The organism is Azospirillum sp. (assembly GCF_050789165.1).
In genome coordinates this window covers 53,086-66,497 of record NZ_JBOZRT010000029.1, presented here as the reverse complement: position 1 = coordinate 66,497, position 13,412 = coordinate 53,086, and the positions used below count along the sequence as shown (strand labels likewise).

Sequence of the window (13,412 nt, the reverse complement as noted above, 5' to 3'; positions counted from 1 at the left end):
GCTGGCGGCCAGCCCGTCCTTGTAGTTCACGGTGGAGTAGGCGACCTCGACCAGCACGTCGTTGTCGGGCAGGTCGGCCAGCGTCAGCTGCTTGAAGGCGCCCTTCGGCTTGCCGTCGGCGTCCTCGATCACGAACGCGGTGAAACTATCGGACATTTCCGGGCCCTTCCCCAAGGTTTTGCATCGAGCGAAAACGCCTCCGACCGGACGTGACGGAACACGGCGGCGGCTGGACGCGGTTCCCAGCATTGTGACGATACAGAGCAGGCGCTATTCGTCAAACAAATATTCCATTCTGGCGCAATCGCTATCCCGACCGCGCCTCGGCGCGGCGAGCCCCTCGAACCACGGATTTGGCAGATCGCCCCATCGCCAAGCGTGCCTGCCTACGGCGCTGCGCTGCAACGCACATTCCCGGAGGCGGCTGGAAAGCGGTTCGTCCGAGCCATATCGGCCAAAACAAATAGGACGGACGTACAATCGGTATAAAGAGCAATTTGTTTGACAAATCATTTTAGCAGCGCTCACACTGCGACCAACGAACGGGGGCCTGCCACGACGCGGGCAAAAATCCTGGGAGGGAGGACCGGATGCGGCACACAAGCAAGATCCTTGTCGCGTGTTGCGCAGTTTCGTTGGCCCTGAGCGCTGCCGAGGCATACGCCCAGAAGATCGTCTACAATCTGACGTCCCCCACGCCGACGGTCGCCGAGGCGCCGCACGCGTCGGTGCCGGCAGCCCTGGGCTTCTGGAAGGAAGCCGGGCTCGACGTCCAGGTCACCCCTGTCAACGGCTCCACGCTGGCGACGCAACTCGTCGCCGCCGGAACCGCGCAATTCGCGATGCCGACCGTCGAGCCGGTCATCGCGGCGAAGCAGCAGGGCGGCAAGGTCATCGCCGTGTACAACCACACGCGCGAGCCGATCTACACGATCGCCGTGCCAACCGGCAGCAGCATCACCAAGCTCGACCAGCTGAAGGGCAAGCGCATCGGCGTCCTCAGCCTGTCGAGCGGCGCCGTGCCCTTCGCCAAGGCCATGCTGGGCGGCGCCGGCCTCGATCCGGAGCGGGACGTCAGTTGGCTGCCGATCGGCATCGGGCCGCAAGCCGTGCAGGCCGTGCAGAGCAAGCAGGTCGATGCCATCGGCTACTGGGACTGGGGCTACGCGGTCATGGAGAACGCCGGGCTCTCCTTCCGCCATTTCACGTCCGCGGACACCAGCAATCTCCTCAGCCTGATGATCATCGGCAACGAAGATTACGTGAAGGCGAACCCGGACGTGGTGGTGAAGCTGGCGCAGGGCATCGCCAAGGCCACGCTGTTCACCATCAACAACCCCGAAGCGGCCGTCCGCATCCACTGGCAGCACTATCCCCAATCCAAGCCGGCCGGCGTTCCCGAGGACGTTGCGCTGAAGCAGGCTGTCCACGTGCTGTCCGCCCGTCTCGCCAAGTACAGCGTCGAACAACGCGAGATTCCCAAATGGGGCGCCTTCACGGAAAAGGAATGGAAGGAAAGCCAGGACTTTCTGATGAAGAGCGGCATCGCCTCGACGCCGATGGATGTCCAGGCCTACTACACGAATCAGTTCATCGACCAGATAAACAACTTCGACAAGGCGGCGATCATCGAAAAATCCAAATCGTACAAGTGAGCGCATGCCATGAACGCCTTTATCGAGGTCGATGGCGTTTGGAAGAAGTTCCAGACGCGCTCGGGTGAGCATGTCACCGCTCTGGCCGATATCTCCTGCCACATCGAAGAGGGGGAGTTCATCTGCATCGTCGGCCCCAGCGGCTGCGGCAAGAGCACGCTGCTGCGGATCATCGCCGGGCTCGTGCCGCCCTCCCAGGGGCGGGCGACGATCGCCGGCAAGCCGGTCCTGTCGCCTCGCCGCGACATTGGGATGGTGTTCCAGTCTCCCGTGCTTCTGCCCTGGCGGACGGTAACCGACAACGTGCTCGTGCCTGCCGAGGTGATCGGCCTGTCGCGCAGCCAGGCGCAACGGCGGGCCGGAGAGCTGCTGGAACTGGTCGGGCTCGCTCAGTTCGCCGAAAAGCTGCCCAGGGAACTCTCCGGCGGCATGCGGCAGCGCGTGGCGATCGCGCGTTCGCTGATGCACGACCCGCAGACCCTGCTCATGGACGAGCCCTTCGGCGCGCTCGACGCCATGACCCGCGAAACCATGAACACCGAGCTGCTGCGCATCTGGGAAGCGCAGCGCAAGACGGTCATCCTGGTCACCCATTCCATCGATGAAGCGATCTTCCTCGCCGACCGCATCTTCGTCATCTCGCCCCGGCCGGGACGCCTGTCCGATGTCCTGGACGTGCGCGTGTCGCGGCCGCGTTCCAGCCACTCGCGGCACGAGCCGGCCTTCATCGAGCTGGCCGCCTCGCTCCGCGAGTACTTCGAATCCATGCATTTGGAGAGGGTGCAATGAGCATGAGCGAACGGTACTGGGGCACGGCGGCCCGATCGCTCCTGCGCTGGCCGCGGCCGAACTGGCCCCGCATCGCGCCACCGCTCGTCACCGGCATCGCGATCCTCCTCCTGTGGGAGGCCCTGCCGCGGGTCTTCGGGGTGTCAACCCTGCTCATTCCGCCGGCCTCCGCGGTCTTCGTGGCGTTGCTGCAGGGAATCTTCAGCGGCGTCTTCCTGGAAGCGCTCGCCGTGACCATGACCGAGGCGCTTCTCGGCTTCGTCCTCGGCTCGGTCTCGGCAATCGTGATCGCGGCCCTGATCACGCGCTCGGAGTTTCTGGAGCGGGCGCTGATGCCCTACCTTGTGGCCCTCCAGTCGCTTCCCAAGGTCGCGCTGGCACCGTTGCTCGTGGTCTGGTTCGGCTTCAGCATCGGATCCAAGATCGCCATTGCGACGATCATCTCGTTCTTTCCCGTCCTCATCAATTCCATCGTCGGGTTTTCGACGGTCGAGGCCGAGAAGCTGGAACTGATGCGCTCCCTGGTGGCGTCCCGCTGGCAGACGTTCCGCATCGTTCTGTTCCCGAACGCGCTTCCGTTCATCTTTGCCGGCCTCAACGTGGCGATCGTCTTCAGCGTGACCGGCGCCCTGGTCGGCGAGTTCGTCGGCGCGACCGTCGGCCTCGGCACCTTGCTGATGCAGATGAACTTCAACCTCGACATCGCCGGCATGTTCGCCGTGCTCGTCGTGCTCGCGCTGATGGGGGTGATCCTGCACGGGATCATACGGTTCCTGCACCGCAGGCTCGTTTATTGGGCCGAGCCGGAGAACGTCGAGCGGAACGGCTCCTGACCGGTCCGCCGCTCCTCCGGAGCCAGGTCATACGGGACAACACACAATCAAAAGGGATGGTCCGCCATGAACGAACAGCTTGTCCTGGCTGAGGTCGCGGGACCGATCGCGACGGTCACGCTCAACGATCCGCCGATGAACCCCGTCTCGACACGGACCCTGGACGCCCTGCACGCAGCGCTCGACCGGGTGGAGGCGGAGCCGTCGGTCCGCTGCGTCATCTTCACCGGGGCCGGCGAGCGGGCCTTCTGCGCGGGTGGAGACCTGCGTCAGGAATCCCAGTTCCAGGACCCGGAGGCGGCGAAGGCGTTCCGCGAGTATGGGCGACGCACGCTGAACCGCCTGGAGTGCTTTCCCAAGCCGATCGTGGCGGCGATCCACGGATACTGCATCGGCGGGGGAACGGCCCTGGCGTGGAGTTGCGACCTCCGCATCGCCGCGGACAACACCGTCTTCCGCGCGGCGGATGCCTATCTCGGCCTGATCCCGAGCTGGGGCATGGGGCTCCTGCGGCTGCCGCGCTTCGTCGGCCGCAACAAGGCCATGGACATTCTTCTGCTCGGCGGGAACTTCGGCGCCGAGGAGGCCTTCGCCATGGGGCTGGTTTCGCGGGTCGTGCCGGCCGCCAGCCTCATGGCCGAAGCGCGCGCCGCGGCGGAGCGGATCGCGGCGGCCTCGCCGACGGCCATTCTGGCGACCCGACAGGCCATCCAGTACGGATTGCGCCATTCGTGGGACGAGATGGTGCGCTTCGAAGAGGAGCTCTGCGAGCGCGTCTTCGAGCACCCGGACGCCAAGGAAGGCATGGCGGCCTTCTTCGAAAAGCGCCCGCCGCGTTTCCAGGATCGGTAATTTTCGGGAATTGCGCCATGTCGCTGCGCCGCCTCCTCTATCCCCGCTCGGTCGCCATCGTCGGCGCCTCCGACAAGATCGGGCCGGGGTTCAACGCCTGGGCCGCGCTCCAGGCCGTCGGTTTCGAGGGCGAGGTCCATCTCGTCAACCCGAACCGCGACACGCTGCTGGACCGGCCGTGCCATCCATCCTTGGCGGACGTGCCCGGCGAGCCGGACGCCGTCTTCGTCGCGGTCCAGCAAGACCGCGTGCTGGACGTCGTCCGGCAGGCGGCGGCGAAGCGGGCGGGCGGCCTCGCCATCCTGTCGAGCGGGTTCGGCGAGGCTGGGAACGACGGCGCCCGGACGCAGCGCGAGCTGGCCGAACTGGCGGCGCAGCACGATCTGGCGGTGTGCGGTCCCAATTGTCTGGGCTTCCTGAACTTCGCCGGGCGGGCCGCGCTGTTCGGCACCTCTCTGCCCAACGCGGTGAGCCGCGGCGGCGTCGCCGCCGTGGTGCAGAGCGGATCGGTCGGCATCGCGCTCCTGAACGCCGGGCGCGACCTCGGCCTCAGCCACCTGGTCACCTCCGGGAACGAAGCGGTGACGACCGTCGCCGACTACCTGGAACTGCTGGTCGAGGACCCCGACGTCCGGGTGCTCGTCGTGTTCCTCGAACAGCTCCGCAATCCGCCTAAGTTCATCGCCGCCTGCCGGCGGGCGCTCGCCCTCGGCAAGCCGGTGGTCGTGCTGAAGAGCGGGCGAACGACGCGCGGGCAGCAGGCGGTCATGGCGCACACCGGAGCGGTCGCCGGCAGCGTCGAAGTCTGCGACGCCGCCATCCGCGCCGCCGGGGCGATCCAGGTGTTCTCGCTGGACGAACTGGTGGAAACGGCGCTCCTGTTCTCCTCGCTCGAACGCTCGCTGAAGGGGCGCGGCGCGGCCATGCTCAGCCTCTCGGGCGGCGAGATCGCTCTGGCCCTCGACGCCGGGGAGCAGGCGGGCCTGCCGCTGCCGCCGGTATCGACGGCGCGCCAGGCATTGACGGAACTCCTGCCCCCCTACTCGCACATCGCGAACCCGCTCGACCTGACCTGGGCCGGCCTGTACGACCCCACCGTGGCCCGGCGCTGCGCGCAGGCGCTGGGCGAGCAGGAGAACGTCGGGCTGATCATCCTCCTGCAGGACGCGCCGAAGGGGCTGGGCACGCAGCAGGCCAACCGCTACGCCACCCTTCTGGGCATGGTCGCGGAGGGCGCGGCCCTGGCCGGCGTTCCGGCCGTCGCCGTTTCCAACATCTCCGGCGACCTCCACCCGGACTACGAGGCCATGGCGGCGCGCCACCGTGTCCCCTGCCTGCGCGGCACGGCGGAGGGTTTGACGGCGGTCGCCCGCGTGCTCACCTGGGGTGCCGAAGGCGCGGCGCAGGAGCCGCCGCGCCCCGCCGGGGCAGCGGCGGAGGCGGCCAGGGAGATCCTGGTCCGGGCCGGCGGACGGGTCCTGGCGGAGAACGACGGGCGCCGGGTCCTGGCCGCCTATGGTGTGGCGCCGTTGAGCGAGCGCGTCGCGGTCACGGCCGACGAGGCGGCGGATGCCGCCGCGGCGCTCGGCTTCCCGGTGGTCCTCAAGGCGATGGTCCCCGGCATCGTGCACAAGTCCGAACTGGGTCTCGTCCGTCTCAACATCCGCACCGCCGGTGAGGCGCGGGAGGCCGCCGAACAGCTCCTGGCCCGCGCGCGCGCCGCGGCCGGCGACGGCGAGGGCGGGAACGTCCGCCTCCTGGTTCAGGAGATGGTCGCTCCGGTCGCCGAGATTCTGGTCGGCGCGCGGGTCGATCCCGAGTTCGGACCGGTCGTGGTGGTGGGCAGCGGCGGGGTGCAGGTGGAACTGTTCAAGGACGTGGCGATCCGTCTCGCTCCGGTCTCGCCGGACGTGGCGGTCGCGATGATCCGCGAGACCAAGGCCGGCCGGTTGCTGGAGGGATGGCGCGGACGTCCGCGGGGCGACCTGGACGCGGCCGCCGCGGCCGTGGTGGCGCTGTCGCGCTTCATCGCCGAGTTCCACGAGACCATCGCGGAGGTCGAGATCAACCCGCTGGGCGTGCTGGAGGAAGGAAAAGGCTGCCGCCCGCTGGATTGTGTGATCGTGCGCGCCCCGGAGTGACGCGTGCGGGCCCGCGCCGTGAGCGGCGCCGCGATCCACCAGCCGCCCAGGCCGGACGCCAGCACCCTCAGCGTCGGTGTGCTGGTGCTCGGTTCCTGCGTGCTCACCGCGAGCCGGACGGCGGCGATGGCCTGGGTCGTCGCCGCCGCCATCGCCGTCCTGGTGGTGCGTGAGCGGCACGGGCTGCCCCGGCGCCAACTGGCCGTCTCGCTGGCGACCGGCGCCATTGGCGTGGCCTTGCTGCCCCTGGCCGATCATGCGTGGCTGCACGCCGCCGAAGGGCTGCGGATCGGAAGCACCTTCCTCGCCCTGATGGCCAGCGTGTCGTTCCTGGCGGCGGCGGCCCGGCGCAGCCCGCCCATCCGCCGGACCGCGGAGGAACTGCTGGGGCGTGGCCCGCAGCTTGGCGGGCTGCCGGTGGTCGCCGTGGCCCACCTGTTTCCGGCGCTGCTGAACATCGCCGGCACGGCGATCCTGTGCGAAATGGCGTCCACCGCCGCCCGCCCGGCGCACCCGCCCGCCCAACTGGACCAAGCGGTGTTCAGCGCCATTCACCGCGGCTTCGTCGCGGCCGTGTGCTGGAGCCCGATGTTCGGCAACATGGCGCTGCTGCTGGCCCTGTACCCGACGCTGGACTGGCCGGACGTCGCGCCGCTGGGGCTGGTCGCCGGGGGGCTGTGCTCGCTCATGACGCTCGCCGTCGGGCCTCTGCGCCGGGTCAGCGGCGGCTGGACGGGGGCGGGGCGGGAGTTGACGACGCTCGTGCGTCTGATGGTGCCGCTGGTGCTGGGGATGGTCGTGTTCCTCGCCGCTTCGCTGGCCGTGCACAAGGCCTTTGCGGTCCCAACGGCGTTGGCCATCACCGTGCTCGCCCCTCTGTTCGCCCTGCTGTGGAACCGCTGGGACGTGGGGTCGGTCGGCGGCGCGGCGGCACGAATGCTCGGCGACGCCCGCGCGGCGTTTCCGCGCATGGCGCCGGAGGCGCTGTTCTTCGCCTGTGCCGGATTCATGGCCGTGATGGTCGGCGCCGTGCTTCCACAGGATCTGATCACCGCGGCCGCCCGGCCGCTGCACGGCCATGCGGCCCTGGCTCTGTCGCTTCTTCTGGGTGCCAACATCGCCATGGCGCTGATCGGCGTCCACCCGGTCGTGACGGCCCTGCTGCTGGCCACCGCGCTGCCGCCGGACACCCTCGGCCTCGCGCCGCTGCCGCACTTCATGGCGGTCCTCGTCGGATGGGGCGTGGCCTTCAGCATCAGCCCCTTCACGCTGACGTCGGCCATGATCGCGCGCTACACGGGACATTCGCCCTTCGTGGTGGCCTACCGGTGGAATGCTCTGTTCGCGGCTGCGATGCTGGCCGTGGTGCTGCCCCTGCTCTGGATGCTTGCCGTGATGTCCTGACGGGGAACGCCGTGCCCGGATCACTGCGCGTCTGCATCATTGCTTAACCCGGTGCGTGCGCGCCACATTTTCGGAGTTCGGTGAGTTGGATCAATGCCGCCGGCTGGCCGCCTGGCATACGTTCGGCGCCACGCTTGAGAACATTGGTTGATTGAGATGAACGCGTTTGTCGATGCCCTGAAATCGCTTCTGATGCGGCTGCTGGAGCGGCCGATCGATGCATTCACCTGTGGAAGCTGCCCGAGGATGGTGCAGTGTGGACTGCCGCCGACCGAGCAATGCCTCATGAAGCTGCAACACGAAGAGCGGATGTGCATTGGCAAGTACGCTCGTTGAGCGTGGTTGCACGGATGGCCGCGCTATTACCAAGGTTCACGGCCTCGGCGCATAAGCCGGTGTGAGATTGGTTGCGGCGGGAATCTCCAGCTCGTGGAACGGCGCTCCGGAACGCGCCGATTGTTCGGAAATGCGCGTGCAGGCCGCCCCATCCCCCGACGGGGCGTCCTGCAATTCAGGAGCTGCCGCCGCGTTCCACGGAAAGCGTGCCGGCAGCCTGCGTCACGCTCGGCACCACCGGCTCCACGCCAGCCTCGGTCAGGCGCAGGTGTTCGATGATGGCGACGACCTGCGCCTCGTGCACGGCCACCAGCCGCCATTCCGAGCCGATCTTTGGATCGTTCTTCAGGTCCGACGCGACCCGGACCTCGATGTTCACCTGCGCCTCGGCAAGATTGTCGAAGGCGCCGCACAGATACCACACGTCGGTCAGGTAATTCGGACCGCGGTAGTTCACGTGGTAATCGACGGTGAGCTTTGGAGGGGGAGTCATCCTGGCGCCTCAATCCCACGGTGGCTGTCGCACCGATCCTACTGCCCGGACACGGCCGTCTCCATTCGATGAAAGGCGCTATGACGTGGGACATAGGCCAGCGATCCACAGACACTCCCGGTCGCTTGCAAATTTCAAGTCATCGTCAGATGATTTTTCTTGTCAATTAAAATATTGATAAATAAATTAAAGCGGTATTTATTCGCTTGTCCGCGAAATATTGGCTATCTCCCTAGGGGCTTACCATAGGCCAGCTGGACCGGGACGTGATTTTGTCGTAAATCCTAATCATGTGTTTGCTCATATTGGCGGATTTGATTCAAGGATCATCCGCGCACAGGTCGGGAGCGGCGGATGATGATGGCGGAAGGACGGGATCTCCAGGCGGCGGCCGTGGCGGAGCGCCTGGGTGGTCTTGGGCACCGTGCGTTTGAAGAGCGGTGCGCCCGCCTCACGCTGCTCGTCGGCGGAGGTCAGGCCGGCGCCATCCGCGACTGGCTGACCGGTGGCCCGGTCCTGAGCAACGCGATGGAACAGTCGATCGCCCGCTGGATCAAGGGCGGGATGCCGCTTCCGGAGATGCCGAGCCGCCGCACGGACAAGCGACTGGCCGCTGCGCCGCTGTGCGCGCTCAGCACCGCCGCCGCCGAGGTGCTGGGTGGCGGCAAGCGGCTGACCCTCCTGCTCGCCGCCGCGGCGCACAGTCCCGACGAGGACGTCGAACCCGCCGCACGCGGAGCGGTCGCCGCTCTGATGCAGGAGCACAAGGAGCGCCTGCTCGGCGCCGTGAACCGGCACCTGGTCGCCGCCGGCCGGGCGCCGGTCTAGGCGGCGCGAGGGGGCTGCGATGGCCATGCTCGTGCGCTTCGCCATGCCGCTGCTGGTGGTGCTCGGCCTCATGGGGTTCGCGCTGTCGCCGCTGGTGAATCACCTCGTGGGCCGCTGGTTCCAGTACGACGTCGAACTGCGGTCGAACCTGATCTTCAACGCCGTCCAGGACTCGCTGATCGGGATGGTGCAGGCCGGAGAAGGGCCGGAGATCGACACGCTGTTCCAGCGCATCACCCTGGACGAGCGCGTGCAGGCGCTCGCCCTGTGCGCGCCGGCCGGCACACCGACGCGGGCATCGCCGGGCTGGCCGATCCAGGTCGGCTGCCCGCCGGCCGGTGCGCCGCTCCGCAAGCCGCAATTCCGCACTGACCGCATCGCCGGCGGCGCGCTGCTGGTGGCGACGTTCCCCCTGGCCGTGCAGGGGAAGACTTTGGGAAGCCTGCTCATCCTCCAGGACGTCAGCTTCATCGAGCGCCGCAGTTCCGACACGCAGCTCTACCTCGCCGCGGTGCTCGTGCTGATCGGCGTCGCGGCGGCCGGCGTGACGGTGGTGGTCGCCCGCCTGACGCTGCGGCGCTGGCTGAGTTCGGTCCGGCAGTCGCTCAACCCGGCGCTGGCGGCCGGATCGCGCCCCGATCCGGCACCGGAGATGCGGCCGGTGATCGCCGAGATCCGGCAGATGCTGCGCGACCTCGACCTGTCGCGGCACACCGCGGCCGGCATCCGGGTCGAATGGTCGCCCGAGACGCTGCGCCGCGTCCTCGACAACGAGCTGCCGGGCGCCGAGGTGATCGTGGTCTCCAACCGCGAGCCCTACATCCACAACGACGACGGCCACGGCGGCATCGTGGTCCAGCGCCCGGCCAGCGGGCTGGTGACGGCGCTGGAGCCGATCACGCGGGCCTGCGGCGGCACCTGGATCGCGCATGGCAGCGGCTCCGCCGACCGTCGGGTGGTCGACCGCCACGACCATATCCCGGTGCCGCCGGAGCGGCCGACCTACACCCTGCGCCGCATCTGGCTGAGCGAGGACGAGGAGGAAGGCTACTACTACGGGCTGGCGAACGAGGGGCTCTGGCCGCTGTGCCACATCTCCTTCACCCGCCCGGTGCTGCGCGAGAGCGACTGGGAGCATTACGTCGCGGTCAACCGCCGCTTCGCCGACGCCGTGCTGCAGGAGGCGAAGACCGACGACCCCATCGTGCTGGTGCACGACTACCACTTCGCGCTGGTGCCGCGCATGGTGCGCCAGCGCCTGCCCAACGCCGTCATCATCACCTTCTGGCACATCCCCTGGCCGAACGCCGAGGTGTTCAGCATCTTCCCCTGGCGCGAGGCGGTGCTGGACGGGCTGCTCGGCAGCTCGATCATCGGGTTCCACACGCGCTTCCACTGCAACAACTTCATCGACACCGTCGATCGCTTCCTGGAGTGCCACATCGACCGCGAGCACTCGACCGTGTCGGTCGGCGGCCACGCCGCGCTGGTGCACCCCTACCCGATCTCCATCGAGTGGCCACCGTCGCCGCTCCAGGGGCAGGCACCGGCGCCGGAGTGCCGGCTGAGCGTGCGGACCCGCCACGGCCTGCCGGCCGAGACGCTGCTCGGCGTCGGCGTCGAGCGCTTCGACTTCACCAAGGGCATCCCGGACCGCTTCCGCGCAGTCGAGATGCTGCTGGAGAACCACCCGGAGCTGATCGGCCGCTTCGTCTACCTGCAGGTGGCGGCCCCGACCCGCAGCAAGCTGCCGGCCTATCGCGAGCTGCAGGCCGAGGCGACGGCGATGGCCGAGGCGATCAACGCCCGCTTCGGCCGCGACGGCTACACACCCATCCTGCTGGTTGCCCGTCACCACGAACCCAGCGACGTTTACGAGCTGTTCCGGGCGGCCGAGGTGTGCATCGTCAGCAGCCTGCACGACGGCATGAACCTCGTCGCCAAGGAGTTCGTCGCCGCCCGCGACGACGAACGCGGCGTGCTGATCCTCAGCACCTTCGCCGGCGCCTCGCGGGAGCTGCTGGAGGCGCTCATCGTCAACCCCTACGACACCCGCAGCATGGCCGAGGCGATCCGCCAGGCACTGACAATGCCGGTGGAGCAGCAGCAGGAGCGCATGCGCCTGATGCGCGACCTGGTGCGCGAGAACAACGTGTACCACTGGGCCGGGCGCATGCTTCTGGACGGCGCGCGCCTCCGCAAGCGCGGCCGCATCGAGGCCCACATCGACGCTATGGGGGCCGGGTGACCGTCGAACAGATCTTCGTGCTGGCTCTCCTCGCCGGCGTGTTCGTCGCGTTCATCCGCGAGTGGGCGCCGCCCGACCTCGTCGCGCTGGCGACCACGGCCATTCTGCTGGGCTCGGGCATTCTCGACACCGGGGAAACGCTGGATGTCTTCAGCAACGCCGGCGTGATCACCGTCGGGGCCATGTTCGTGCTGTCGGCGGCGCTCGACCGCACGGGCTGCATCGAAGCCCTGGGGAACGCCTCCATGGCGATCGTCGGCCGGTCACGCGCGGCGGCGTTCCTCGGCCTCGTGGTGCTGGCCGCGGCGGTGTCGGCGTTCATCAACAACACGCCGGTCGTGGTGATCCTGACCCCCGTCGCCATCCGCCTGTGTCAGCACTTGAAAATCGCGCCCTCGAAAATGCTGATCCCGCTGTCCTACGCGGCGGTGTTCGGCGGAACCATCACGCTGATCGGCACCTCCACCAACCTGCTGGTGGACGGCGTGGCGCAGCGGCTCGGCCAGCCGGCCTTCGGGCTGCTGGAGATCACGCCGCTCGGCCTCGTCATGACGGCGGTCGGCACCGCCTACCTCGTCGCCTTCGGAGACCGGCTGCTGCCGGTGCGCGAGACGGTGGCCGGGCTGCTGTCCGGCCAGCCGCAGCGCCAGTTCCTCACCGAGATGATCGTACCGCCGGATTCCGGCGCCATCGGCAAGACGCTGGAGGAGGCGAAGCTCGCCGCCCTGGCCGGCGGCCGCGTGGTGGATGTGCTGCGCGGCGACGAGAGCCTGCGCCGGAACCTCCGGGCGGTTCGGCTGGAGGCCGGCGACCGGCTGCTGTTCAAGACCGCGGTGAAGGGCGTCATGGGCCTGCGCGAGCAGGCAAGCGTCCTGTTCGACCCCGCCGTCCGGCTGCAGGAGGTGGCCACCCGGCGCACGGTGATCGTCGAGGGCATCGTCGGCCCGCGCTCCAGCTTCGTCGCGCACAAGCTGTCGCACTTCAACCTGCGGCGCCGTTTCGGCGTCTACATCGTGGCGCTGCACCGCCAGGGCGTGAACCTGCGCGACAAGTTCGAGGACGTCCGCATCGAGGTCGGCGACACGGTGCTGATCGAAGGCCCGCCCGACGGCATCCGCCGGCTGGTCGAGACCGGCGACCTGATGAACCTCAGCGAGCCGGAGCACCACCCGTTCCGGCGCGACAAGGCGTGGCTCGCCATCGCCGCGATCCTTGCCGTCGTCGTGCTGGCGGCGCTCGACGTTCTGCCCATCGCCGCGCTGGCGCTGATCGCCGCGGTGGCGGTGGTGGTCGCCGGCTGCCTGCCGCACGAGGACCTCTACAAGTCCATAGAATGGCGCATCCTGTTCATGATCTTCGGCATGCTGCCGCTCGGCCTGGCCCTGGAGAAGACCGGCGCCGTCCTGCTGCTGGCGAACGCGGTGGTCGAGGCGACGCATGGGCTGGGGCCGCACCTCGTGCTGTCGCTGATCTACCTGCTGGCGCTGGTGCTGACGGAGGTGGCGTCCAACAACGCGGTCGGCGTGCTGCTGACGCCGATCGCCATCGGCGTGGCGCAGCGGCTGGGCGTCGATCCGCGTCCCTTCGTGGTCGCCGTGATGTTCGCCGCGTCGAGCGGCTTCGCCACGCCGATCGGCTACCAGACGCACCTGTTCGTGTACGGCGCCGGCGGTTACAAGTACATGGACTTCGTCCGCATCGGCCTGCCGCTGGATCTGCTGTTCTGGGCGGTGGCGTCGCTGCTCATCCCCGTCTTCTGGCCGCTGTAGCCTCCCGGCCGGCGCAGGGAACCGACGAACGGTTTCCAGCGTTGTCTGCGTTGGACGCGGAGGT

Annotated in this window: 11 protein-coding genes; 10 read left to right on the top strand and 1 reads right to left on the bottom strand. The window is 68.4% G+C overall.

The features are described from left to right. Positions 1-635 precede the first annotated feature (635 nt). The 7 genes from ACRWK7_RS05770 (at position 636) to ACRWK7_RS05740 (ending at position 8,010) form a co-directional block, all read left to right on the top strand. Positions 636-1,655 carry an ABC transporter substrate-binding protein gene (locus tag ACRWK7_RS05770; protein ID WP_431855244.1) on the top strand — a complete coding sequence of 340 codons (1,020 nt, stop codon included), beginning with the start codon at positions 636-638 and terminating at the stop codon, positions 1,653-1,655. Positions 1,656-1,664: 9 nt separating this feature from the next. Next, a complete protein-coding gene (locus ACRWK7_RS05765; protein WP_431855243.1) occupies positions 1,665-2,444 on the top strand; it encodes an ABC transporter ATP-binding protein in 780 nt (259 codons plus the stop codon). After that, positions 2,441-3,277, top strand: a complete 837-nt coding sequence (locus tag ACRWK7_RS05760) for an ABC transporter permease (protein ID WP_431855242.1) — start codon at positions 2,441-2,443, stop codon at positions 3,275-3,277. The genes ACRWK7_RS05765 and ACRWK7_RS05760 overlap by 4 nt, the downstream gene beginning before the upstream one ends. A 66-nt stretch (positions 3,278-3,343) precedes the next feature. Beyond that, on the top strand, positions 3,344-4,129 hold the full coding sequence (locus tag ACRWK7_RS05755; protein WP_431855241.1) for an enoyl-CoA hydratase/isomerase family protein: 786 nt from the start codon (positions 3,344-3,346) through the stop codon (positions 4,127-4,129). Positions 4,130-4,146: 17 nt separating this feature from the next. Next, positions 4,147-6,270 carry an acetate--CoA ligase family protein gene (locus ACRWK7_RS05750; RefSeq protein ID WP_431855240.1) on the top strand — a complete coding sequence of 708 codons (2,124 nt, stop codon included), beginning with the start codon at positions 4,147-4,149 and terminating at the stop codon, positions 6,268-6,270. Between the two features lie 3 nt (positions 6,271-6,273). Then, complete coding sequence (locus ACRWK7_RS05745; protein ID WP_431855239.1) at positions 6,274-7,674, top strand: hypothetical protein; 1,401 nt, start codon at positions 6,274-6,276, stop codon at positions 7,672-7,674. Between the two features lie 147 nt (positions 7,675-7,821). Further along, positions 7,822-8,010, top strand: a complete 189-nt coding sequence (locus ACRWK7_RS05740) for a hypothetical protein (protein ID WP_431855238.1) — start codon at positions 7,822-7,824, stop codon at positions 8,008-8,010. A gap of 175 nt (positions 8,011-8,185) precedes the next feature. Here ACRWK7_RS05740 and ACRWK7_RS05735 read toward each other — a convergent pair whose 3' ends face one another. Continuing rightward, positions 8,186-8,503, bottom strand: a complete 318-nt coding sequence (locus ACRWK7_RS05735) for a hypothetical protein (RefSeq protein ID WP_431855237.1) — start codon at positions 8,501-8,503, stop codon at positions 8,186-8,188. Positions 8,504-8,857: 354 nt separating this feature from the next. Between ACRWK7_RS05735 and ACRWK7_RS05730 the strand changes: the two genes are divergently transcribed. Genes ACRWK7_RS05730 through ACRWK7_RS05720 form a run of 3 tightly spaced genes read left to right on the top strand, consistent with a single transcriptional unit; the run spans position 8,858 to position 13,348 of the window. Next, entirely contained in the window at positions 8,858-9,331 is a 474-nt protein-coding gene (locus tag ACRWK7_RS05730) for a hypothetical protein (protein ID WP_431855236.1), read from the top strand. 19 nt (positions 9,332-9,350) lie between these two features. Then, positions 9,351-11,579 (top strand): alpha,alpha-trehalose-phosphate synthase (UDP-forming), encoded by a 2,229-nt coding sequence (locus ACRWK7_RS05725; RefSeq protein ID WP_431855235.1) that lies wholly within the window; start codon positions 9,351-9,353, stop codon positions 11,577-11,579. After that, positions 11,576-13,348, top strand: coding sequence for an SLC13 family permease (locus tag ACRWK7_RS05720; protein WP_431855234.1), 1,773 nt, complete (start codon positions 11,576-11,578; stop codon positions 13,346-13,348). Before ACRWK7_RS05725 ends, ACRWK7_RS05720 begins: the two co-directional genes overlap by 4 nt. The last annotated feature ends 64 nt before the right edge of the window (positions 13,349-13,412 follow it).

Bases quoted from the DNA above. Each gene is read 5' to 3' on its own strand.
- ACRWK7_RS05735 (WP_431855237.1), bottom strand. From the start codon at position 8,503: ATGACTCCCCCTCCAAAGCTCACCGTCGATTACCACGTGAACTACCGC.
- ACRWK7_RS05760 (WP_431855242.1), top strand. From the start codon at position 2,441: ATGAGCATGAGCGAACGGTACTGGGGCACGGCGGCCCGATCGCTCCTG.
- ACRWK7_RS05765 (WP_431855243.1), top strand. From the start codon at position 1,665: ATGAACGCCTTTATCGAGGTCGATGGCGTTTGGAAGAAGTTCCAGACG.
- ACRWK7_RS05730 (WP_431855236.1), top strand. From the start codon at position 8,858: ATGATGATGGCGGAAGGACGGGATCTCCAGGCGGCGGCCGTGGCGGAG.
- ACRWK7_RS05755 (WP_431855241.1), top strand. From the start codon at position 3,344: ATGAACGAACAGCTTGTCCTGGCTGAGGTCGCGGGACCGATCGCGACG.
- ACRWK7_RS05750 (WP_431855240.1), top strand. From the start codon at position 4,147: ATGTCGCTGCGCCGCCTCCTCTATCCCCGCTCGGTCGCCATCGTCGGC.
- ACRWK7_RS05725 (WP_431855235.1), top strand. From the start codon at position 9,351: ATGGCCATGCTCGTGCGCTTCGCCATGCCGCTGCTGGTGGTGCTCGGC.